15 protein-coding genes are annotated in these 22,832 nt (G+C 63.9%); 11 read left to right on the forward strand and 4 right to left on the reverse strand.

Features of this window, described 5'->3' with window-relative positions:
- Nucleotides 1–142 precede the first annotated feature (142 nt).
- From G365_RS0104800 to G365_RS20375, 5 genes are all read left to right on the forward strand, one after another.
- Nucleotides 143–1,675, forward strand: coding sequence for an acyl-CoA carboxylase subunit beta (locus G365_RS0104800; protein WP_019644370.1), 1,533 nt, complete (start codon nt 143–145; stop codon nt 1,673–1,675).
- Between the two features lie 30 nt (nt 1,676–1,705).
- Nucleotides 1,706–3,706, forward strand: a complete 2,001-nt coding sequence (locus G365_RS0104805) for an acetyl-CoA carboxylase biotin carboxylase subunit (RefSeq protein ID WP_019644371.1) — start codon at nt 1,706–1,708, stop codon at nt 3,704–3,706.
- A gap of 186 nt (nt 3,707–3,892) precedes the next feature.
- Nucleotides 3,893–4,474 (forward strand): biotin transporter BioY, encoded by a 582-nt coding sequence (locus G365_RS0104810; protein ID WP_019644372.1) that lies wholly within the window; start codon nt 3,893–3,895, stop codon nt 4,472–4,474.
- A 497-nt stretch (nt 4,475–4,971) separates the two neighbouring features.
- Nucleotides 4,972–7,266 carry an NADP-dependent malic enzyme gene (locus tag G365_RS0104815; RefSeq protein ID WP_019644373.1) on the forward strand — a complete coding sequence of 765 codons (2,295 nt, stop codon included), beginning with the start codon at nt 4,972–4,974 and terminating at the stop codon, nt 7,264–7,266.
- A gap of 471 nt (nt 7,267–7,737) precedes the next feature.
- Nucleotides 7,738–9,483, forward strand: a complete 1,746-nt coding sequence (locus G365_RS20375; protein WP_019644374.1) for a putative bifunctional diguanylate cyclase/phosphodiesterase — start codon at nt 7,738–7,740, stop codon at nt 9,481–9,483.
- Nucleotides 9,484–9,541: 58 nt separating this feature from the next.
- Here the strand turns inward: G365_RS20375 and G365_RS0104825 are convergent, their stop codons facing one another.
- The 3 genes from G365_RS0104825 to cysS all read right to left on the reverse strand — a co-directional run bounded on the left by G365_RS0104825 (nt 9,542) and on the right by cysS (nt 12,183).
- Complete coding sequence (locus G365_RS0104825) at nt 9,542–10,129, reverse strand: TetR/AcrR family transcriptional regulator (RefSeq protein ID WP_019644375.1); 588 nt, start codon at nt 10,127–10,129, stop codon at nt 9,542–9,544.
- 9 nt (nt 10,130–10,138) lie between these two features.
- Nucleotides 10,139–10,513, reverse strand: a complete 375-nt coding sequence (locus tag G365_RS0104830) for a DMT family transporter (RefSeq protein WP_019644376.1) — start codon at nt 10,511–10,513, stop codon at nt 10,139–10,141.
- Between the two features lie 131 nt (nt 10,514–10,644).
- Nucleotides 10,645–12,183: a cysteine--tRNA ligase gene (gene cysS / locus G365_RS0104835; RefSeq protein ID WP_019644377.1), complete on the reverse strand. Its 1,539-nt coding sequence runs from the start codon at nt 12,181–12,183 to the stop codon at nt 10,645–10,647.
- 171 nt (nt 12,184–12,354) lie between these two features.
- Here cysS and G365_RS0104840 point away from each other — a divergent pair, with 171 nt between their 5' ends.
- Nucleotides 12,355–13,701, forward strand: a complete 1,347-nt coding sequence (locus tag G365_RS0104840) for a solute carrier family 23 protein (protein WP_019644378.1) — start codon at nt 12,355–12,357, stop codon at nt 13,699–13,701.
- A 73-nt stretch (nt 13,702–13,774) separates the two neighbouring features.
- Here the strand turns inward: G365_RS0104840 and G365_RS0104845 are convergent, their stop codons facing one another.
- Nucleotides 13,775–14,368, reverse strand: coding sequence for a TetR/AcrR family transcriptional regulator (locus G365_RS0104845; protein WP_019644379.1), 594 nt, complete (start codon nt 14,366–14,368; stop codon nt 13,775–13,777).
- Between the two features lie 186 nt (nt 14,369–14,554).
- Between G365_RS0104845 and G365_RS0104850 the strand changes: the two genes are divergently transcribed.
- From G365_RS0104850 to G365_RS0104870, 5 genes are all read left to right on the forward strand, one after another.
- Entirely contained in the window at nt 14,555–15,763 is a 1,209-nt protein-coding gene (locus G365_RS0104850) for an efflux RND transporter periplasmic adaptor subunit (RefSeq protein ID WP_019644380.1), read from the forward strand.
- A 152-nt stretch (nt 15,764–15,915) separates the two neighbouring features.
- Nucleotides 15,916–19,161 (forward strand): efflux RND transporter permease subunit, encoded by a 3,246-nt coding sequence (locus G365_RS0104855; protein ID WP_019644381.1) that lies wholly within the window; start codon nt 15,916–15,918, stop codon nt 19,159–19,161.
- Nucleotides 19,162–19,356: 195 nt separating this feature from the next.
- On the forward strand, nt 19,357–20,379 hold the full coding sequence (locus tag G365_RS0104860; protein ID WP_019644382.1) for a Fe(3+) ABC transporter substrate-binding protein: 1,023 nt from the start codon (nt 19,357–19,359) through the stop codon (nt 20,377–20,379).
- Nucleotides 20,380–20,484: 105 nt separating this feature from the next.
- Nucleotides 20,485–22,140: an ABC transporter permease gene (locus G365_RS0104865; RefSeq protein WP_245554696.1), complete on the forward strand. Its 1,656-nt coding sequence runs from the start codon at nt 20,485–20,487 to the stop codon at nt 22,138–22,140.
- Nucleotides 22,141–22,222: 82 nt separating this feature from the next.
- Nucleotides 22,223–22,813, forward strand: coding sequence for a GNAT family N-acetyltransferase (locus G365_RS0104870; protein ID WP_019644384.1), 591 nt, complete (start codon nt 22,223–22,225; stop codon nt 22,811–22,813).
- The last annotated feature ends 19 nt before the right edge of the window (nt 22,814–22,832 follow it).

Consider the following 22,832-nt stretch of genomic DNA (forward strand, 5'->3'; position numbering starts at 1 on the left):
GCGTCTGAGGGGGAGACCCCCGCCCGCAGGCGGCTGGCACAACACCTGTGCGCACCCCGTCGCCCCCTTCCGGCACCTTGCCGTGCGGGGGGCAAAAGCGGCAGAAAAAGCGCCCGGGATCACGGTAGGGGACGGAACCTGCATGTACGACATCATTCAGCAGCTTGAAAACAAGCGGGCCGCGGCCCGGATGGGCGGTGGCCAGCGCCGGATCGACGCACAGCATGCCAAGGGCAAGCTGACCGCGCGGGAACGCATTGATCTTCTCCTCGACGAAGGCTCCTTCGAAGAGTGGGATATGTTCAAGGAGCACCGCTGCACCGATTTCGGCATGGCCGACCAGAAGGTGCCGGGCGATGGCGTCATCACCGGCTATGGCACCATCAACGGCCGTCTGGTGTTTGTGTTCAGCCAGGACTTTACCGTGTTCGGCGGGTCGCTGTCGGAAACCCACGCGCAGAAGATCTGCAAGGTCATGGATCAGGCCATGAAGGTCGGCGCGCCGGTGATCGGCCTGAATGACTCGGGCGGGGCCCGCATTCAGGAAGGCGTGGACTCGCTGGCCGGGTACGCTGATGTGTTCCAGCGCAACGTGATGGCGTCGGGCGTCATCCCGCAGATTTCCGTGATCATGGGCCCGTGCGCGGGCGGGGCGGTGTATTCCCCGGCGATGACGGACTTCATCGCCATGGTGAAGGACAGCTCCTACATGTTCGTCACCGGGCCGGACGTGGTGAAGACCGTGACCCACGAAGTGGTCACCGCCGAGGAACTGGGCGGCGCCGTCACCCATTCCAGCAAGTCCGGCGTGTCGGAACTGTCGTTCGAGAACGATGTTGAGGCGCTGCTGGAAATCCGCCGTCTGGTTGATTTCCTGCCTGCCAACAATAAGGACAAGCCGCCGGTGCGGCCGACGTCGGACCCGGCTAACCGCGATGACCCGTCACTGGACACGCTGATCCCGGCCAACCCGAATATGCCCTACGACATGAAGGAGCTGATCCTGAAGGTCGTGGACGAGGCCGATTTTTATGAAATCGCCCCGGATTATGCCAAGAACATCATCACCGGCTTCGGGCGCATGGACGGCTCCACCGTCGGTATCGTCGCCAACCAGCCGATGGTGCTGGCCGGGTGCCTTGACATTGACAGCAGCCGCAAGGCCGCCCGTTTCGTGCGGTTCTGCGATGCTTTCAACATTCCGCTGATCACCTTCGTTGACGTGCCGGGCTTCCTGCCGGGCACCACGCAGGAATACGGCGGCATCATCAAGCACGGCGCCAAGCTGCTGTACGCCTATGCCGAAGCCACCGTGCCGAAGGTGACCGTCATCACCCGCAAGGCCTATGGCGGGGCCTATGACGTGATGGCGTCCAAGCATCTGCGCGGCGATGTCAACTTTGCCTGGCCGCAGGCGGAAATCGCCGTGATGGGCCCGAAGGGCGCGGTGGAGATCATCTTCCGTCAGGATATCGGCGATGCCGAGAAGATCGCCGAGCGGACCGAGGAATACCGCCAGAAGTTCGCCAACCCGTTCGTCGCCGGGGCCCGTGGCTTCATCGACGACGTCATCATGCCGCATGGCACCCGCCGCCGCATCTGCCGCTCGCTGGCGATGCTGCGCGACAAAAAGCTGGAAAATCCGTGGAAAAAGCACGGCAACATTCCGCTCTAACGGCCTGATGCGTAAAGGGTGAACCACACCATGTTCAAAAAGATTCTGATCGCCAACCGTGGCGAAATCGCCTGCCGCGTCATCAAGACCGCCCGCAAGATGGGCATCAAGACCGTGGCCGTGTTCTCCGAAGCCGACCGCGAGGCCCTGCATGTGCAGATGGCCGATGAGGCGGTGTTTATCGGCCCGGCCCCCAGCGCCCAGAGCTATCTGGTCATCGACCGGATCGTGCAGGCCTGTAAGGACACCGGGGCGGAAGCGGTGCATCCCGGCTATGGCTTCCTGTCGGAAAACAAGCTGTTCCAGCAGGCGCTGGCTGACAACGGCATCGCCTTCATCGGCCCGGATGCCCACGCCATCGAGGCGATGGGCGATAAGATCACCTCGAAGAAGCTGGCGGCTGCCGCCGGGGTTTCGACGGTGCCGGGCTACATGGGCATCATCAAGGATGCCGATGAAGCGGTGAAGATTGCCAATGACATCGGCTATCCGGTGATGATCAAGGCCTCTGCCGGCGGTGGCGGCAAGGGGATGCGCGTGGCGTGGAACGCCGACGAAGCCCGCGACGGCTTCGAGCGTGCGACCTCGGAAGCCCGCTCCTCCTTCGGTGATGACCGCGTGTTCATCGAGAAGTTCGTCGATCAGCCGCGTCACATCGAAATTCAGGTGCTGTCGGATGGCGAAAACTGCATCTTCCTGAACGAGCGGGAATGCTCGATCCAGCGCCGTCACCAGAAGGTGATCGAAGAAGCGCCGTCGCCGTTTCTGGATGAGGCCACCCGCAAGGCGATGGGCGAACAGGCCGTCGCCCTGTCGAAGGCGGTGCAGTACAAATCCGCCGGGACCGTTGAATTCATCGTCGACGGTCAGCGCAACTTCTATTTCCTTGAGATGAACACCCGCCTGCAGGTGGAGCATCCGGTGACTGAACTGATCACCGGCCTCGATCTGGTGGAATGGATGATCCGCATCGCCTACGGCGAAAAGCTGACCATCCGGCAGGGCGATGTGCAGCTGAACGGCTGGGCGATGGAAAGCCGCATTTATGCGGAAGACCCGTACCGCAACTTCCTGCCGTCCACCGGCCGTCTGGTCCACTATCAGCCGCCCGATGAGTCCGACACCGTGCGCGTCGATACCGGCGTGTATGATGGCGGCGAAATCTCCATGTACTATGACCCGATGATCGCCAAGCTGGTGACTTACGGGCCGGACCGGAACACCGCCATTGCCGCGATGCGCCGGGCGCTGGATGAGTTCTATATCCGCGGGGTGTCGCACAACATTCCGTTCCTGGCGTCGCTGCTGGGCAAGCAGCGCTTTGTGGATGGCCGTCTGACCACCAACTTCATCGCCGAGGAATATCCGCACGGCTTCAACGCCGCCGACCTGCCGCCGGAAGATCCGACCGTGCTGGCCTGCGTCGCTGCGGTGATCCACCGGCAGGTGCAGGAACGTGAGGCGATGATCTCCGGCCAGATGCGCGGGTACGAGCGCGAAGTCGGCACCAAGTACGTGGTCCGCTTCTCGAAAGAGCGCTATGAGCCGGTCAGCATCGCCAATGATCCGGACGACGACGGCTGGGGCTCTGTCGTCACCGTCGGCGGTAGCAAACACAAGGTGTCGGGCGACTGGGCCTTTGGTGACTACCTGTGGCTGGGCACCGTCGATGAGCGGGACGTGGTGGTGCAGGTTGACCGCAAGGGCAGCAACGGCTATGTGCTGTCCACGCAGGGGGCGCTGGCTGACCTGAAGGTGTTCAGCCCGCAGGCTGCCGCCTACGATCAGCTGATGCCGGTCAAGTTGCCGCCGGATATGTCGAAGTATCTTCTGTCGCCGATGCCGGGCCTGCTGGTCAGCATCGACGTGGCGGAAGGGCAGGAGGTGAAGGCGGGCGAAAAGCTGGCCGTCATCGAAGCGATGAAGATGGAAAACCTGCTGCGCGCCGAGCAGGACGGCACCGTCAAGAAGATCCACGCTGCTGCCGGCGGATCGCTGGCGGTGGACCAGATCATCATCGAGTTCGCCTGATCCTGCCGTCTGACCCTGCAAAAGGATGCGGTCAGCCTGATACGCCGGATGCGTCAGGCTTTTCCGGCCCCGGGAGCGGCACTCTGCCGTTCCCGGGGTTCGGTCACCCGGCCCCCCTTACCCGGCCGGTCCTTCAGGGTCCCTGTGGTCTGTTTTCTTCTGTAAGACTCCCCCGAGAGGTGTGAAATGACCCTTTCCGTTGCCAAGACCCCGTCGCTGCTGTCTGCGGTGCTGCCGTCCTCCGGTGTTGCCGCCAAGGTGGGCGCCGTGGTGCTGGGGTCCCTGCTGCTGGCGGCGTCTGCCAAGGTGCAGGTGCCGTTCTGGCCGGTGCCGATGACCATGCAGACCTTTGTTGTGCTGGTTCTGGGCATGGCCTATGGCTCCCGCCTCGCCGTCGCGTCGGTGCTGACCTATCTGGCGCAGGGGCTGGCCGGTCTGCCGGTGTTCGCCGGGGCCATTGCCGGTCCGGCTTACATGATGGGCCCGACCGCCGGGTATCTGGTCGGCTTTGTGGCTGCCGCCGCGATGATCGGTCTGCTGGCCGAGCGTGGCTGGGACCGGTCGCCGCTGAAGGCCTTTGTGGCGATGTCTGCCGGTCATGCCCTGATCTTCGTGTTCGGCGTGGCGTGGCTGTCGTCCCTGATGGGGCTGGAAAAGGCGATCGCCGTCGGCGTGACCCCGTTCCTGGCTGCCACCGTGCTGAAAAGCGCGCTGGGCATGGCGGTGATGGTTGCCGCCTGGTCGGCGCTGCGCCGCCGTCAGGCCTGAGGGCCTGAGCCGGTCTGGTGATTCCCGGTGTTATTCTGCCATCGGGATGTGAGGAAATACGTCCAGAAAGCTGCCCCGGTCTAACGGGGCGGGGGAAGGGGCCGGGTCTGATGATCTGGCCCCTTTTCTATGCAGGAGTCTGCGGCCCGCCTGCCGAGTCGTGGCAGGATCTGTTGCCCGGATAGACTGTTGTGGTGCGTTGCCGCAGAATATTGCAGGCGCAAAATGCGGCTTTTCCCATATTTCCCAAACCGTTGAAAACAGGTACGCCAGACGGGACGGATCCCGTCGGGCAGGGGGGATCGGGTAATGGCTGCCATCGTTTTTTGAACTGCCCGCTTTTCAGGGGCGCGATATCTCATTAATCTGCGCATCCTTTTGCTTCCGCAGGGTTCCTGCGGCTTTGTGGCAGGGGATGGCCGGTTTTCACCACCGTGTGGGGCCGGAACGTCTGCTGCATTCCTTTCCGACTCCCTTCCGTAACGGGCGACCCGACCATGAAGATCCACAGCGAGAACCTTGACGATCTGGCCCTGCAGTATCACCGCCAGCCCCGTCCGGGTAAGATCGCCATTGCTGCCACCAAGCCGCTGGCGACCCAGCGCGATCTGGCGCTGGCATATTCTCCGGGGGTTGCCGCTGCCTGCCGGGCGATTGTCGATGATGAGGCTGCGGCCTATGAGGTGACCGGCCGGGGCAATATGGTGGCGGTGGTCACCAACGGCTCGGCGGTGCTGGGGCTGGGGGCGATTGGCCCGCTGGCAGCCAAGCCGGTGATGGAAGGCAAGGCGGTTCTGTTCAAGAAGTTCGCCGGGATTGATGCCTTCGACATCGAGATCAAGGCCGAAACCGCCGACGAGATGGTGCAGATCATCGCGGCGATGGAGCCGACCTTCGGCGCGATCAACCTCGAGGATATCAAGGCCCCGGAATGCTTTGAGGTGGAAAGCCGCCTGCGCGAGAAGATGGGCATCCCGGTGTTCCATGATGACCAGCATGGCACCGCCATTGTGGTCGGCGCGGCGGTGCGTAACGGCCTGTATCTGGTCAATAAGGATATTTCGCAGGTTAAGCTGGTCTCCACCGGCGGCGGCGCGGCGGGTCTTGCCTGCCTTAACCTGCTGGTCGAGATGGGGCTGAAGCGTGAGAACGTCACCCTGTTCGACAAGTTTGGTCTGGTCTATGAGGGCCGGAACGAGGATATGAACCCGCATAAGGCGGTCTATGGCCGGTCTGATCTGCCGTCTGACACCACCCTGACGCAGGCGATGGACGGGGCTGATGTGTTCCTCGGCCTGTCCGGCCCGGGGGTGCTGACCGGGGCGATGGTGGCGTCGATGGCGGCCCAGCCGCTGGTGCTGGCGCTGGCCAACCCGACCCCGGAAATCATGCCCGATGAAGTGCTGAAGGTGCGCGATGACGCCATCATCGCCACGGGCCGGTCTGATTACCCCAATCAGGTCAACAACGTGCTGTGCTTCCCCTTCATCTTCCGCGCCGCGCTGGATGTGGGGGCCAAGGACATCAACAAGGCGATGCAGCTGGCCTGTGTCGAAGCGATTGCTGAGCTGGCACGGTCGGAAACCTCTGACGTTGTTGCCAGCGCCTATGTCGGGGAAAATCTGGTGTTCGGGCCGCAATACCTGCTGCCGAAGCCGTTTGATCCGCGCCTGATTCAGGTGATTGCCCCGGCGGTGGCCGAGGCGGCGATGAACAGCGGCATTGCCACCCGCCCGATTGCCGATCTGAAGCTGTATCGCGAACAGCTGGGCCAGTATGTGTTCCGGTCCGGCCAGACCATGCGCCCGGTGATGGAAAAGGCCCGTCAGGCCGCCAAGCGGGTGGTGTTCGCCGAAGGCGAGGACGAACGCGTGCTGCGGGCCGCGCAGGCAGCGCTGGACGAAGGTGTGGCCCGCCCGATCCTGATCGGCCGCCGGGCGGTGATCGTTGAGCGGATCGCCGATCTGGGCCTGCGGATGCGCCCGGATGAGGATGTCGAGGTGGTCGAGATCATCCGGGATCCGCGCTATCACCACTTCTCTGACGCCTACTGGCGTCTGATGCGCCGTCGTGGGGTATCGCCGGACCATGCCCGCGTCGCGGTGCGGGCCAGCGCCACCATTTTCGCGGCGCTGATGGTGCGCCGGGGCGAGGCCGAGGCGATGATCTGCGGCACCGCCGGTAAGTACAGCGGCCACCTGAAGCAGGTGAAGGATGTGCTGGGTCTGCGCCCGGGTGTCTCTGTCTGTGCGGCGATGAACGCGGTGATTCTGGAGAAGGGGACCTTCTTCATCACCGATACCTACGTCAACCACGAGCCGTCGGCGGAGGAACTGGCCGCCATCACCACCATGGCGGCGGAAGAAGTGCGCCGCTTCGGCATCGAGCCGAAGATTGCCATGCTGTCGCATTCCAACTTCGGGTCCGATAACAGCGAATCGGCGCAGCGGATGCGTGACGCGCTGAATCTGGTGTGGGAACGGGCCCCGGATCTGGAAATCGAAGGGGAAATGCATTCAGACTCCGCCCTGTCAGCGGATCTGCGCGACCGTATCTTCCCCGGCAGCCGCCTGAAGGGCGAAGCCAACCTGCTGGTGATGCCGTCGGCTGATGCCGCCAACATCGCCTTCAATATGGTCAAGGTGCTGGGGGATGGCCTGAATGTCGGGCCGATCCTGCTCGGCATGGCCTATCCTGCCCATATCGTCACCCCGTCGATCACCGTGCGCGGTCTGCTGAACATGACCGCGCTGGCCGTGGTTGAGGCGCAGCTGCTGGCCGAGCGGCGCTGAACTGTCGCGGAAAGTGCCCTGACTTCCTGAAAACAGGGCACTTTTTTGATCAGGCAGACCATGCTTGGTCGGACTGTTGCCGGAGCGCCCTTCCGTCTTCTCTTGCTGATGGAAGATTGCTCCGCCTTTGTCGTCTCAGGGTTAAAAGCACCCCGCCCGGGTTTTGGGCGGGGTGTTTTTTATGTCTGCTGGATTGGTCCGTAGACAGAAGGCTGTCGGCTATGACAAAAATATCAGTATAACAGTAGTTCCCCGCCCGTCTTCCCGGGGGGTGACAGGCCGGTGCAACACCGGGCTGGCAAGCGCCGGGGGTGGGGTGTGGTTGTGGTGGGATGTAATGACGGGGTTGCTCTGACGGGTTTACGTTGAAAAGAATGGGAACTTTTATTCCCTTCTGGTAGATATCGCCCGCGGGGAGAGTGCTGACACTGTCGTGCAGACTGCCCGATAAACGGCAGGGAGAGAGCCGGGATGGCTGCAACCGGTTTGGTGGTGAAAGACGCACGGATTGTCGTACTGGACGACAACCCGACCAACGTGCTTCTGCTGGAAGCGATGCTGGAGGAAGACGGGTTCACCAACGTCGCCGGTTACACAAATCCGGTCGCGGCGCTGGAGGCTATGCTGGCCTCGCCCCCTGATCTGGTGCTGCTCGATATCCGCATGCCGGTGCTGGATGGCCATCAGGTTCTGGCCCGCCTGATGAGCGGGGTTGATGATTATCTGCCGGTGATCGTGCTGACCGCCCAGACGGATAACGAGACCCGGATGCGGGCGCTGGCCGGCGGGGCGCGGGATTCCCTGTCCAAGCCCTTTGATCAGGCAGAGGTGCTGCACCGCATCCGCAACACCCTGGAAACCAAGCTGCTGTTCAATGACCGGCGGGAGCAGGCCACCCAGCTGGAAAAGCTGGTGATCGAGCGGACCCGCGAGCTGGCCTTTATGGCAACCCATGATCTGTTGACCGGTCTGCCCAACCGCGCCGCCCTGCGTGAGCGGATGGTGGAGATGGCCGCCGCCGGGGAAGGCTGTGTGCTGCTGGTCTCGGTGGAGCGGCTGGAAGGCGTGGTTGACGCGCTGGGGACGGTGCTGGGGGAAGCGGCACTGCGCCAGTGTGCGGAAAGCCTGCGCGGTCTGCTGCCGGAAGACGCCCGGATCGGTTGCTGGGGCGGCACTGAATTCATGATTGTCATCCCGTACGGGGCGGCTGATCAGTGGGCCCGGCGGATCATGGATTTCTTCCGGGTGCCGATGCGCTGCAATGCGGTTGAGCTGATCCTTGATGCCCGGATTGGTACCTGCCAGTACCCGCAGGATGGCAGTGATGCTGACCGGCTGGTGCAGCGGGCCGGGCTGGCGATGATTACTGCCCGCCGGGCCGGAAATGACTTTGCCGCCTATACCACGGCGCTGGAAGAGACCGCCAACCGCAAGCATGTGCTGGAACGCGAGCTGCGCAAGGCGATTGAACGCAATCAGCTTCAGGTGGTCTATCAGCCGAAGCTGCGTCTGGCTGACCGCCGGGTGGTGGGGATGGAGGCGCTGCTGCGCTGGACCCACCCGGAGCTGGGGTTTGTCTCCCCGGTCCAGTTCATTCCGGTGGCGGAGGAAACCGGGGCGATTGTGCCGATCGGGGAATGGGTGCTGCGGCAATCCTGCGCTGACTGTCTGGTCTGGCGGAAGCAGGGCTATGATCTGACGGTGGCGGTCAACGTCTCGGGCCGTCAGTTTGACGAACCCAACCTGCCGGGCACGGTCGCCCATGTGCTGGGCCAGACCGGCCTGCCGTCGCGGGCGCTGGAAGTGGAAATCACCGAAACCGCCCTGCTGCGTGATCTGGGCCGGGCTAAACAGGTGCTGACGGCAATCCGTGAGCTGGGCGTCGCCATCGCCATCGACGATTTCGGCACCGGCTATTCCTCGCTGTCGTATCTGCGTCAGCTGCCGCTGAATACCCTGAAGGTTGATCAGTCGTTCGTCCGGCATCTTGATACCAATGCGGATGACCGGGCCCTGACCCGCACCATCGTCGCGATGGCGCAGACGCTGGGGCTGGAAGCGGTGGCGGAAGGGATTGAAAGCGATACCCATGCCGCTTTCCTGCTGGAGCAGGACTGTGCGCTGGGACAGGGCTATCTGTTTGCCAAGCCGATGTCGGCCCCCGATTTTACGGCATGGCTACAGGCGCACGCGGTGCCGATGGAAGGCGTTGCCTGATCCGGCGGAACCGGCAGCGGTGTCACAGGAAAAACCCGGCCCGGACAGGCCGGGTTTTCTATTTAGATCCGTAGGTCATGGCCAGAAGCCGTTCCGTCAGGGCGGGCAGGCGACTGCGCAGGAAGTCAGGGTGCGGGGCATCGGGCAGGGCATCTTGAATGCAGGTGATCAGCCATGCGCCGTCGGCGGCGAGCCGGGGCACTTCCAGCGCCGGATCACTGTCGGTTTCCGCATGGCGGTGCAGGCGGCCATGCAGCCAGCTGTTCCACAGGCCACCGGTCTGGGGATCAAACAGCGATCCCTGAACCAGCGCGATGGACGTGGCTGTCCGGTCCGGGTTGTCATCGCTCAGCACCAGACGGATGTAGGCCCGGGTAAAGCGACCATAGGCAATCGGATCGGCTGCCATCAGGGTATCAATGTCGCGGTCCCCCTGCTCGAGAAGATCGTTGAGCATCGCTTCGATCAGGGCCTGCCGGTTGGGGAAATGATGAAAGACCCCGCCTTTGCTGACACCGGCGGCATCGGCCACCGCCTGAATGCTCAGGCCCGCCATGCCGTGTTCGGCGATGACCTGCCCGGCACAGTCAAGGATGGTACGGCGGACCAGTTCCGGTTGTTTCTTCCGGGTGTGGGCAAGGCTCATGATGGGGCGTTATCCGTGCAGGGAAGAGCGGGAGAAGACATTCAGGACCACGACGCCAGCAATGATCAGCCCGATACCGGCGACGGCTCCGGCAGTCAGGGCCTGACGGAACAGCACGACCCCGGCCAGTGTGGTCAGGGCAATGCCAATGCCGCCCCACAAGGCATAGGCGATGCCGACCGGGATTGTTTTCAGGGCCTGTGACAGACAATAGAACGACAGCGCATAAAAAGCCGCCATAGCCACCGAGGGCAGCAGCCGGCTGAACTGTTCGGTTTTGACCATGCAGGCAGTCCCCGCGACTTCCAGCAGGATTGCGGTGATCAGCCAGCCATAGGGGGCGGCGGCACTGGTCAGGGCTGGGGTAAGCGTTGATGGTGGCATGGGGGGTCTCCGGTTGGCATTAAAAACATACCGTCCGGTCGGTTTCTTTTCAAGATGGATTTTGAGCCCAAAACAACAACGCCCGCCGGAAGGGGCGGGCGTTGCGGTTGAAGAGGAGAGGGCGGGCAGGATTACACCGCCCGCCATTCCCAGTCAGTCCCCTGCGGGGTGTCCTTGATTTCCACACCCGCCGCCAGAAGCTGGTCGCGCAGGGCGTCGGAGGCCGCAAAGTCCTTGGCCTTGCGGGCGGCGGTGCGCTGGTCGATCAGGGCAGTGATCTCGGCATCGGTGATGGTGGCCGACTGCGGGCGGATCGCCAGATCGGCGGCGCTGACGGTGGTCAGGGCCAGCCCGAGGGTCAGGTCAAACAGGCAGGCCAGCCGCAGGGCTTCTTCCGCCGCCAGCTTCTTGTCATCGAGCAGACGGCCCAGCGCCACCAGCGCATCCGGGGTGTGCAGGTCGTTGGACAGGGCGGCATCAAGGGCATCAATGTAACCGGCGGCCTTCGGTGACAGCCCGGCCTCCAGCTCCCGCCGCAGGTAGGTGAACGGCCCGCCGCTCTGGAACTTCGCTTCCGCCGCGATTTTCAGCCAGCGGTCAGCCGCCGGGCCGACCTCTTCACGCAGGCGGGCGACCCGCAGCAGCATCCGCCGCAGGTTCGACCGCGCCGCCGCCACCGCATCCCACGAGAATTCGAGGTTGGAACGGTAGGAGGCCGTCAGCAGGAACAGCCGGTAGGCCAGCGGGTGGATGCCGCGGTCGATCAGCGATTGCAGGGTCAGGAAGTTGCCCTTGGACTTGGACATCTTCTCGCCTTCGTCGCCATCGCTGCGCAGCACGAGGAATTCGTTGTGCATCCACCAGTTGGCACCCGGATGATCACAGGCGCTGTGGGCCTGATTCTGGGCGATTTCGTTGCAGTGGTGAACCTGCCGGTGGTCGATGCCGCCGGTGTGGATGTCAAAGCGGTCGCCCAGATACTTGGCCGACATCACCGAGCATTCCAGATGCCAGCCGGGCGCGCCGATGCCCCACGGGGCATGCCATTCCATCAGGCGCTGTTTGTCGGTCGGGCTGCGCCGCCACACCGCAAAATCCGACGGGTTACGTTTGCCACCGGCGGAGACGCGCTTACCGGCTTCCTGCCCGTCCAGATCCAGCAGGCCGAGCTTGCCGTAGTCCGCCACCTTCGAGGTGTCGAAATACAGGCCGTCGTCCAGCGCATAGGTGACGCCGTTCTGTTCCAGCGTTTCGGCGAAGGCGATCATTTCCTGAATGTGGTCGGTGGCCTTCGACCACAGCGACGGCGGCAGGATGTTCAGGCGGGTCAGGTCGGTCTTGAACGCGGTGGTGTAGTGTTCGGCAATGTCCCACACCGTGCGCTGCTGCTGGGCGGCGGCCTTTTCCATCTTGTCGTCGCCTTCGTCGGCGTCAGAGGTCAGATGGCCGACATCGGTGATGTTGATGACGTGGGTGACGTTATACCCCTTCCACGCCAGCGTCCGGCGCAGGGTATCGACGAACACATAGGCCCGCAGGTTGCCGATGTGGGCATAGTTATAGACGGTGGGACCACAGCTGTAGAGCCGCACGGCATTCGGATCAATCGGCGCGAAGGCCTGAAGCTCGCGGCCATAGGAATTGAACAGAGTCAGCGTGTGGTCAGTCATGGTCTTCTGTCTGTGTTATAAAGTAACAGTCGGAGAACAGACAGAATTGCACGGCGGGCCGCGCCCGGCAAGGGCGATGACGCCGCTTGCCTTCTCTGCCCCGGCGGCGTAAATCGTTGCGATTTTGTGTGATAGCGTATCACAGCGAAAAACAGGGAAAGCATACGCAGAATGACCGCTGAGACTCCGGCGCCGAAGGGCGCGGCGGGACAGGGCCCGTCCGAGCACGACTTTATTTATGATATTCACGACCGCCCCCGGGCGGCGGCATGGCTGCCGCTGTCGGCGCAGCACCTGTTCGCCATGTTCGGCGCCACCATTCTGGTGCCGTTCCTGACCGGGCTGCATCCGTCGGTGGCGCTGGTGTCCAGCGGTATCGGCACCCTGCTGTATATTGCGCTGACCAAGGCGCAGATCCCGGCTTATCTGGGGTCGTCTTTCGCCTTTATCACCCCGATCATTGTCGCCACCCAGCTTGCCGGGGTCTCCGGGGCGATGGTGGGGGCGATGACCGCCGGTCTGGTGTTTGTGGTGGTGGCCTTTTTCATCCGCACCTCGGGCATTGACTGGCTGATGCGCCTGCTGCCGCCGATCGTGATCGGGCCGGTGATCATGTGCATCGGTCTGTCGCTGGCCCCGGTGGCAGTGAAGATGGCGATGAATGATCCGGCCACCGGGGCCTATTCGCTGGTGCATCTGGGGGTGGCGCTGTTTACGCTGGTCATCACTATCGCCTGTAACATGTACTTCAAGGGCGTGCTGGCGCTGGTGCCGGTGCTGTTCGGCATCGTCAGCGGCTATGTGGCGGCGCTGGTGCTGGGTCTGGTGAATTTCAGCACCGTTCTGGCCGCGCCGCTGTTCGCGATGCCTGATTTTGTGCTGCCGGGCATCAACCAGCCGTTCACCGTGTCGCTGTCGGCAATCCTGATTATCGCTCCGGTGGCGCTGGTGACCATCACCGAGCACCTTGGTCACCAGATGGTGCTGTCGAAAGTGACCGGACGTGACTTCCTGCGCAAGCCGGGCCTGCACCGTTCGCTGCTGGGGGATGGTCTGGGCACCATGCTGGGGGCCTTCCTCGGCGGCCCGCCGCTGACCACCTATGGCGAAAACATCGGCGTCATCGCCATCACCCGCGTGCTGTCGGTGTGGGTTGTCGGCGGTGCGGCGGTTCTGGCGGTGCTGTTCGGCTTCCTCGGCAGTGTGTCGGCGCTGATCCAGACCATCCCGACGGCGGTGATGGGCGGGGTGTCGATGCTGCTGTTCGGCGTCATTGCCTCTTCCGGCCTGCGGATGATGGTGGACCGTCACCTTGATTTCGGCCGCAAGCGTAACCTGATTATCGCCTCGGTGATTCTGGTGATCGGGATCGGTGGTGTCGAACTGACGGTGGGTGAGTCCTTCAAGATCTCCAACATCGCGCTGGCGACGCTGGTTGGCCTGCTGCTCAATCTGCTGCTGCCGGGCCGCGATGCCGCTGAAAAGGGCGGGTCGCTGTTCCAGAAGACCGAAGCCTGATGTCTGTAGCGTCAGGTCTGTGACGCAAAAAGCCCCGGAGCGATCCGGGGCTTTTTTGCTGTCTGCGGCCTGCTTACCGCAGGGCGGGCCAAGCGGTCAGGGCCATGCGGGCCACCGCCATCAGGTCCGCTGCCGTCGCCCCTTGTGACGCCTGAAGCGACATGCCCATCGCCACGGTCCCAAGGAAACGTTGCAGCACCACCGGGTCGCTGTCCGGCGGCAGGTCACCGTCGGCAATGGCGCGGGTCAGGCGGTCGATGATCGATGTTTCGAAAGACTGGCGCAACTGATCCAGCTCTTCTTTGGCAATCAGGGAGTCATCTTTGCAGGTCATCGCCCCCTTCACCGACAGGCAGCCGACCGGGTGAGACGGATCTGTCAGCATCGCCGCCGCCCCGAACAGCAGGCGTTCCGCCAGGGTGCGGGCGGTGGGGGCGGCAAGGGCCTCGTTGATATAGGCCATCTTTTCGGTCTTGTAGCGGTCGAGCGCCTTGCGGAACAGATCTTCCTTATTACCGAACGCGGCGTACAGGCTGGGGCGGCTAATGCCCATCGCGTCCGTCAGATCGGTCAGCGATGCGCCGTCGAATCCCTTGCTCCAGAACACTTCCAGCGCCCGGTTGAGGGCGGTGTCGATATCAAAGGCCCGTGGCCGCCCGAGCGCCATGAAAAAAGCTCTCCACAGTCAGAAAAGAATTATGTACCTTCCGGTAAGGTAATGCCTTGACAACCGGCTGTCCAGATCTACATTCATACCAAACGGTACAGAAATGCCCGTGCGGTATCCCATTCCCGATCCCTGATGCAGACAGGCAGGGCGCGGCGGATACGGGCGGAATGGAGCGGACAGACAATGACGGATCACTTTGATAAAACGGGCCGCAGCCGGTTCAGCGGCCGGTCAGTGCTGCTGGCCGGTGTGGTGCTGACGGCGCTGGCGGGCGGGGCCTCGTTTCTGCTGATCCCGCCGCAGCAGGCGGCGCAGGCCAGCGATGGCCCGGCAGCCCCCCCGGCGGTGCCGGTGCAGGTGGCGGCGGTGGAACACCGCAGCGTGGTGCCGTGGGAAGATTTCTCTGGCCGTCTGGAGGCGGTGGACCGGGTTGAGATCCGTTCCCGCGTGTCCGGTCAGGTTCTGGCGGTGCATTTCCGTGAAGGCGGGCTGGTGAAAAAGGGTGACCTGCTGGTCACCATCGATCCGGCCCCCTATCAGGCAGAGGTTGACGGGGCTGAGGCACAGGTGGCGTCGGCCCAGTCGCGGCTGACCTACACCAAGCGCGAATATGACCGCGCCAAAGCGCTGGCGGAATCCGGCAGCATTCCGACGCGGGAAGTGGATTCCCGGGCCAATGCCTTCTTCGAGGCGCAGGCGGCGGCGCGGGCAGCACAGGCAGCGCTGGAGTCGGCAAAGCTGAACCTGTCATACACCCGGATCACCGCCCCGGTTTCCGGGCGGGTTGGCCGGGCCGAGGTGACGGCAGGCAATCTGGTGCCCGCCGGGGCCGGGGCCCCGGTGCTGACCACGCTGGTTTCCGTCAGCCCGATCTATGCGACGTTCGATGCCAGTGAGCGCACCCTGCTGCGCTCTCTGGCTGATGTGCGCGACCCGGCGAGCGGCACCTTGCAGGTGGACCGCATTCCGGTGCGGATGACGGTGCAGGGCCGGGGGGCTGCCCCGGTGGACGGCCATGTGCAGATGGTCGGCAACAGCGTTGATCCGCGCAATGGCACCGTGCAGGTGCGGGCGGTGTTCGACAATGCCGACGGCCTGCTGATGCCGGGCCAGTTTGCCCGCCTCAGTCTGGGGCAGCCGGTGCCGGAACAGGCCCTGCTGGTCGCCGAGCGGGCGGTCGGCACCGATCAGGATAAGAAATTTGTGATGGTGGTCGGCGATGATAACCGCGCCGCCTATCGCCCGGTGGTGCTGGGGCCGGTGGTGGATGGCCTGCGGATGGTCACCGATGGCCTGAAAGCCGGGGATCAGATCATCGTCAGCGGCCTGCAACGGGTGCGTCCCGGTGCGGTGGTTGCCCCGCAGAAAGTGGCCATGGCTGAAAACCGTTAAGCCCGGCATCTGAAACCGGACTCCCCGTCCCCCGTATCCTCCCTGCTGTGCCGTCGCGGTCTCCCGCGTCTGCCGGGTCGGCTGTATGCCGCCCCGGTGGGCGCGCGTGGGGACGGTTGCGCCTTTTTCGTGCCCCCGGGAGGGGCAGACCCATGAATTTCTCGCGGTTTTTTATCGACCGCCCGGTGTTTGCCGGGGTGCTGTCGATCCTGATTTTTGTCTCCGGGCTGCTGGCTCTGCGCGGCCTGCCGATCTCAGAATACCCCGAAGTGGTGCCGCCGACGGTGGTGGTGCGGGCCCAGTACCCCGGGGCCAGCCCCAGAGTGATTGCCGAAACCGTCGCCACCCCGCTGGAAGAGCAGATCAACGGCGTGGAAGGGATGCTCTACATGGGCAGTCAGGCCACCGCCGACGGAGTGATGACCCTGACCATCACGTTCCGGCTGGGGACAGACCCGGACAAGGCCCAGCAGCTGGTGCAGAACCGGGTGGCACAGGCCGAGCCACGGCTGCCGGAGGAAACCCGGCGGCTGGGGGTGACCACCATCAAAAGCTCGCCCGACCTGACCATGGTGGTGCATCTGTTCTCACCCAACGACCGCTATGATATGGCCTATCTGCGCAATTATGCGGTGCTGAACGTCAAGGACCGGCTGGCGCGGATCGAAGGCGTCGGGCAGGTGCAGCTGTTCGGGTCCGGCGATTATTCGATGCGCATCTGGCTGGATCCGCAGAAGGTGGCCGAACATGGCCTGTCGGCGGGCGAGGTGGTGCAGGCAATCCGCCAGCAGAACATTCAGGCCGCCGCCGGGGTGATCGGGGCCTCGCCGGGGCTGCCGGGGCTTGAGGTGCAGATGTCGGTCAATGCCCAGGGGCGTCTGGCCAACGAAGAGCAGTTCGGCGACATCATCGTCCGCACCGATGCCAGCGGCGCGGTGATCCGCCTGCGCGATCTGGGCCGCATCGAGATGGGGGCGGCGGATTATGCCCTGCGCTCGCTGCTGGATAATAAATCGGCGGTGGCGATCCCGATCTTTCAGGCACCGGGCTCTAACGCGCTGTCGATCTCTGACTCGGTCCGCAGCACCATGGACGAGCTGAAGGGCTATATGCCGGAAGGGGTGGATTACAGCATCGTCTATGATCCGACCCAGTTCGTCCGCGCGTCGATTGAATCGGTGGTCCACACCCTGCTGGAAGCGGTGGTGCTGGTGGTGCTGGTGGTGATTCTGTTCCTGCAGACGTGGCGGGCCTCGATCATTCCGTTGCTGGCGGTGCCGGTGTCGGTGGTCGGGACCTTTGCGGTGATGCACCTGCTGGGGGTGTCGGTCAACGCGCTGTCGCTGTTCGGGCTGGTGCTGGCGATCGGTATCGTTGTTGATGACGCCATTGTGGTGGTGGAAAACGTCGAGCGGAACATCGCCCTCGGGCTCGACCCGAAAAAGGCCACCTACCGGGCAATGCGGGAGGTCTCCGGCCCGATTATCGCCATTGCGCTGGTTCTGGTGGCGGTGTTTGTGCCGCTGGCCTTCATCACCGGCCTGTCCGGGCAGTTTTACAAGCAGTTCGCCCTGACCATTGCCATCTCCACCGTTATCTCCGCCATTAACTCGCTGACCCTGTCCCCGGCGCTGGCGGCGCTGCTGCTGAAGGGGCACGATGCCCCGAAAGATCGGCTGACCCGGCTGATGGATGCGTCGCTCGGCTGGCTGTTCCGGGGGTTCAACCGGGCTTTTGGCCGGGGCACCGTTGCCTATGGCGGCGGCCTGACATGGTCGATGGGCCGCAAGACGGTGATGCTGGGGATCTATCTGGCGTTCACTGCCGCCACCTACGGGCTGTTTCAGGCGGTGCCGCCCGGCTTTGTGCCGATGCAGGATAAGCAGTATCTGATCGGCTTTGCCCAGCTGCCCGACGGGGCGACGCTGGACCGGACCGAAGACGTGATCCGCCGGATGAGCCAGATCGCGCTGGAAGATCCGGGGGTTGAGCATGCGATTTCCTTCCCCGGTCTGTCGATCAACGGGTTCACCAACTCGCCCAGCTCCGGCATTGTTTTCGCCAGCCTGAAGCCGTTTGAGGACCGCCGGGACCCCGGCCTGTCCGCCGGGGCGGTCGCCATGCGGCTGAACATGAAGTATGCCGGTCTGACCGATGCCTTTGTGGTGATGTTCCCGCCGCCGCCGGTGCAGGGGCTGGGCACCACCGGCGGGTTCAAGCTGCAGGTGGAGGACCGGGCCTCGCAGGGCTACGCGGCGCTGGACGGCGCGGTGAAAGCCTTCCTTGGCAAGGCGATGCAGGCGCCGGAACTGGCCAATCTGTTCACCTCCTATCAGGTTAATGTGCCGCAGCTGTATGCCGATGTTGACCGCACCCGCGCCCAGCAGCTGGGGGTGGCGGTGACGGATATCTTCGACACCCTGCAGATTTATCTTGGCAGTCTGTATGTGAATGACTTCAACGCCTTTGGCCGTACCTATTCGGTGCGGGTGCAGGCTGACGCCCAGTACCGTGCCTATGCCGAGGATATCGGGCGGCTGAAGGTGCGGTCGCAGTCGGGCGAGATGGTGCCGCTGTCGGCGGTGCTGACCGTGCAGCCGTCTGCCGGGCCGGAGCGGGCGATGCGCTACAACGGGTTCCTTGCCGCCGATATTTCCGGCGGTCCGGCCCCGGGGTTCTCGTCCGGGCAGGCACAGGCGGCGGTGGAACGCATTGCGGCGGAAACCCTGCCGAAAGGCTTTACCTATGAATGGACCGACCTGACCTATCAGCAGATCATCGCCGGAAACTCCTCGCTGATCGTGTTTCCGCTGGCGATCCTGCTGGTGTTTCTGGTGCTGGCGGCGCAGTACGAAAGCCTGAGCCTGCCGCTGGCCATTCTGCTGATCGTGCCGATGAGCCTGTTTGCCGCCATGGCCGGGCTGTGGCTGACCGGGGGGGATAACAACATCTTCACCCAGATCGGTCTGATTGTGCTGGTCGGTCTGTCGGCGAAGAACGCCATCCTGATCGTCGAGTTCGCCCGCGAGCTGGAATTTGCCGGACGGACCCCGCTGAGTGCCGCCATCGAGGCTGCCCGCCTGCGTCTGCGCCCGATCCTGATGACGTCACTGGCCTTTATCATGGGGGTGGTGCCGCTGGTGCTGTCCACCGGGGCGGGGGCAGAGATGCGCCACGCCATGGGGGTGGCGGTGTTTTCCGGCATGCTGGGGGTGACGCTGTTCGGCATCTTCCTGACGCCGGTGTTTTATGTGCTGGTGCGGGCGATGGCGGGCAACCGCCCGCTGCGCCACCACGGGGCGGCCCATGCCCCCCACCTTGACCCTGAGGCTCAGGGCGGGCATGGGCAGGCGGGGGCGACTCCGCCGTCGCATCCGGCGGGGCAGGGGCACGGCTAAACCCTGCTCCGCCGTGATGAACGCTGTTCGTTTCGGTATATGAGAGTTTGCAATTCGCGAAAAGCGGTATGGCCGGGTCGGCTGTGCCGCTTTTTGTGCATTTTCAGAGAGAAATGGTGACAGTTTGACTTGCAAATGCAAACGACTTGCATAAAGTGGCGTCATCTTCACCGACACCGGAAACAGGAGTCTCCGATGACCCGCCGTTCTTCCGCCGCTTTTGCCGCCGTCGCCCTGATGGCGGTGGCCACCCCGGCCCTCGCCGCCGAGGAAGTGAACGTCTACACCAGCCGTCAGCCGGCGCTGATCGACCCGCTGCTGAAGGCCTTTACCGACAAGACCGGTATCAAGGTCAACACCGTGTTTGACGGCAAGAGCATCGAAGAACGCCTGAAGGCCGAAGGCGCGAACAGCCCGGCCGATCTGGTGCTGACCGTTGATGTCGGCCGCCTGACTGATCTGGTGGCCAAGGATCTGGTCCAGCCGGTGCAGAGCGAGACCCTGACCAAGAACATCCCGGCCTCCTTCCGGGCGGAAGATGGCAAGTGGTGGGCCCTGACCAGCCGCGCCCGCGTGTTCTACGTCTCCAAGGACCGGGTGAAGGACGGCGAGATCAAGTCCTACGCCGATCTGGCGGACCCGAAGTGGAAGGGCCGTATCTGCACCCGTCCGGGGGATCATGATTACAACGTGGCGCTGACCGCTGCCGTGCTGGCCCATGAAGGCCCGGAAAAGACCAAGGACTGGCTGAAGGGCGTGAAGGCCAATCTGGCCCAGAAGCCGCAGGGCAGCGACCGGTCTCAGGTCAAGTCGGTGAAGGAAGGCCTGTGTGATGTTGCCGTCGGCAACACCTATTACATGGCTGCCATGCTGGCCGACCCGGAACAGAAGGCCTGGGCCGAAGCGGTCAACATCGTGTTCCCCGATCAGGCGGGCAACGGCACCCACCTGAACGTGTCGGGGATGGCGCTGACCAAGTCCGCCCCGCATAAGGATGCGGCGGTGAAGCTGATGGAATTCCTGTCGTCTGACGAAGCCCAGCACATTTATGCTGACCTGAACAACGAATATCCGGTGAAACCGGGCGTGGAATGGTCCAAGCTGGTGAAGTCGTGGGGCACCTTCAAGGCTGACACTCTGGCGCTGGCCAAAGTGGGCGAGCTGCGCCCGGCGGCCCTGAAGCTGATCAACGAAGTCGATTTCAACGCCGGTCCGTAAGTTTTGAACGATCTGTCTGTGCCATCGGCCCCGGTCCCCGGGGCTGCTGAGGTCAACCCCGGCCGGGACTCTTCCGGCCGGGGTTTCCCGCATTCTGACGCGCCGGTGCCGCTTCCGCCCCGCCGCCGCTGGCGGCTGGATCTGTGGTCTGCCGGCACCCTGCTGGTGGCGCTGGTGGTCTGCCTGCCGGTGGCCGCCGTGGCATGGATGGCTTTCTTCCCGTCAGAGAATATCTGGCCGCATCTGATGGAAACGGTGCTGCCCGATTACATCCTGACCACCCTGTGGCTGATGCTGGGGGTCGGGCTGGGCACCTTTGTGATCGGTACGGCCACCGCCGGTCTGGTCACGCTGTGCCGGTTCCCCGGGTCGCGGGTGTTTGAATGGGCCCTGCTGACGCCGCTGGCGATCCCGGCCTTCGTCATTGCCTTTGTTTATACCGACCTGCTCGATTACGGCGGCCCGGTGCAGATTGCCCTGCGGGCGCTGTTCGGCTGGAAGACCCCACGGGATTACTGGTTCCCGCCGGTGCGGTCGCTGGGCGGGGCGATCACCATGATGACGCTGGTGCTGTATCCCTATGTCTATCTGCTGGCGCGCTCGGCATTTCTGGAGCAGTCGCAGGCGGTGCTGGAGGTCAGCCGCACGCTGGGCTGTTCGCCGCTGCGGGCATTCCTGCGCGTCGGGCTGCCGATGGCGCGGCCTTCAATCGCCGTCGGGCTGGCGCTGGTGCTGATGGAAGCCCTGAACGATTTCGGCACCGTCGATTTCTTTGCGGTGCGCACCCTGTCCGCCGGGGTCTTCAATGTCTGGCTGATTATGCAGAACCGGGGCGGCGGGGCACAGGTGGCGCTGGTGCTGCTGACCTTTATCCTGCTGCTGGTGTGGCTGGAACGGGCCGGACGGCAGGGGCGGCGCTATCATGAAAGCGGCACCCGCAGCACCCCGGTGCGCCCGCTGGTGCTGACCGGCTGGAAAGGCGCCGGGGCGGCGCTGCTGTGCTTCCTGCCGCTGGGGCTCGGCTTTCTGCTGCCGGCCGGACAGCTGACGGTGTTTGCCGTCCAGCGGTTTTCCGACAGCTGGACCGATGCCTTCTTCACGCTGGCCCGAAACAGTCTGGCGCTGTCGTTCACCTCGGCAGCCGGGGCGCTGGTGATCGGGCTGTTTCTGGCCTATGCAGTGCGGCTGGGGCGGGATACCCCGTTCCTGCGCTGGACGGTGCGGCTGGCCTCGCTGGGCTATGCGGTGCCGGGGGCCGTGCTGGCGGTGGGGGTGCTGATCCCGTTCAGCCGTTTTGACAACTGGCTGGACGGTGTGGTGCTGGAGGCCACCGGCTGGAAGCTGGGTCTGCTGATGACCGGCACCACCGGGGCGCTGATGTTTGCCTATGTGGTGCGTTTTCTGGCCCTGTCTCAGGGCACGGTGGAAGCCGGTCTGGGCCGGGTCCGCCCCAGTCTGGATATGGCGGCGCGTACGCTGGGCCGCAGCCCGGCACAGGTGTTGCGGCAGGTGCATGTGCCCCTGGTGCGCGGCAGTCTGCTGACGGCGGTGCTGCTGGTGTTTGTGGACTGCATGAAGGAGCTGCCGGCCACCCTGTTGCTGCGGCCCTTTAACTTCGAGACACTGGCCACCCACGTCTATCAGTTCGCCAGTGACGAGCGGCTGGAACAGTCGGCGCTGGCGGCCCTGTCGATTGTGGTGGTCGGGCTGCTGCCGGTGATTCTGCTCAGCCGGTCGATCCGCCAGTCCCGGCAGGGATAATTTGTGATGCATCATATACCAATTTACACATATTCGGTTGCTGTTTAGGATCGCGCCCGACGTTCTGACAGAGGGACCGGGCATGACCCCAGACATCACCATCCGCCCGGCGCGGCAGGAAGACTGTTCCCACCTTGCGCTGTTCAATGATGCTGCCACCCGGCGGCTGTCGTCGCACCTGTGGGGGCTGTCGGCACAGACCGGGCAGTCGGCGTTTGAGGTCGGGCGCAGCCTGATCGCAACGGCGGCGGATCACTTCTCCCATTACAGCAACTGGCATGTCGCCGAGGTGGCCGGGCAGGTTGCCGGGGGCCTGAACGGCTGGGCGCTGCCGGTTGAGGTTCCGGCCGGGTATATCGAAAACAGCCCGCCGGTGACGCGCCCGCTGAATACTTTGAAGATGGTGGCCGGGGGGACGTGGTACATTGTCGCCGCTGCGGTGTTCCCCGAGTTCCGGGGCCGTAAGATCGGCGAGGCGCTGCTGGCCCATGCTGCAGAAACCGGGCGGGCCAAGGGGTTTGCCCGGCTGAGTCTGATGGTCGGCAGTTTCAACACCGATGCCCGGCGGCTGTATCACCGCCTTGGCTTTGAGGAGTGGGAGCGCCGCCCGTTTACCCCGTTCCCGGGATCGGACCCGGACGGAGAGTGGATCCTGATGGGGAAGGCCCTGTAATCAGGAAGTATGGAGAGAC

It is taken from the genome of Novispirillum itersonii subsp. itersonii ATCC 12639 (assembly GCF_000381985.1).
GTDB lineage: Bacteria > Pseudomonadota > Alphaproteobacteria > Rhodospirillales > Rhodospirillaceae > Novispirillum > Novispirillum itersonii.

Coding starts and splice junctions, on each gene's coding strand:
- cysS (WP_019644377.1), bottom strand. CDS start 12,183: ATGACTGACCACACGCTGACTCTGTTCAATTCCTATGGCCGCGAGCTT.
- G365_RS0104845 (WP_019644379.1), bottom strand. CDS start 14,368: ATGGCGCTCGGGCGGCCACGGGCCTTTGATATCGACACCGCCCTCAAC.
- G365_RS0104800 (WP_019644370.1), top strand. CDS start 143: ATGTACGACATCATTCAGCAGCTTGAAAACAAGCGGGCCGCGGCCCGG.
- G365_RS0104810 (WP_019644372.1), top strand. CDS start 3,893: ATGACCCTTTCCGTTGCCAAGACCCCGTCGCTGCTGTCTGCGGTGCTG.
- G365_RS0104855 (WP_019644381.1), top strand. CDS start 15,916: ATGAATTTCTCGCGGTTTTTTATCGACCGCCCGGTGTTTGCCGGGGTG.
- G365_RS0104805 (WP_019644371.1), top strand. CDS start 1,706: ATGTTCAAAAAGATTCTGATCGCCAACCGTGGCGAAATCGCCTGCCGC.
- G365_RS0104840 (WP_019644378.1), top strand. CDS start 12,355: ATGACCGCTGAGACTCCGGCGCCGAAGGGCGCGGCGGGACAGGGCCCG.
- G365_RS0104825 (WP_019644375.1), bottom strand. CDS start 10,129: ATGAGCCTTGCCCACACCCGGAAGAAACAACCGGAACTGGTCCGCCGT.
- G365_RS0104870 (WP_019644384.1), top strand. CDS start 22,223: ATGACCCCAGACATCACCATCCGCCCGGCGCGGCAGGAAGACTGTTCC.
- G365_RS0104860 (WP_019644382.1), top strand. CDS start 19,357: ATGACCCGCCGTTCTTCCGCCGCTTTTGCCGCCGTCGCCCTGATGGCG.
- G365_RS0104815 (WP_019644373.1), top strand. CDS start 4,972: ATGAAGATCCACAGCGAGAACCTTGACGATCTGGCCCTGCAGTATCAC.
- G365_RS0104850 (WP_019644380.1), top strand. CDS start 14,555: ATGACGGATCACTTTGATAAAACGGGCCGCAGCCGGTTCAGCGGCCGG.
- G365_RS0104830 (WP_019644376.1), bottom strand. CDS start 10,513: ATGCCACCATCAACGCTTACCCCAGCCCTGACCAGTGCCGCCGCCCCC.
- G365_RS20375 (WP_019644374.1), top strand. CDS start 7,738: ATGGCTGCAACCGGTTTGGTGGTGAAAGACGCACGGATTGTCGTACTG.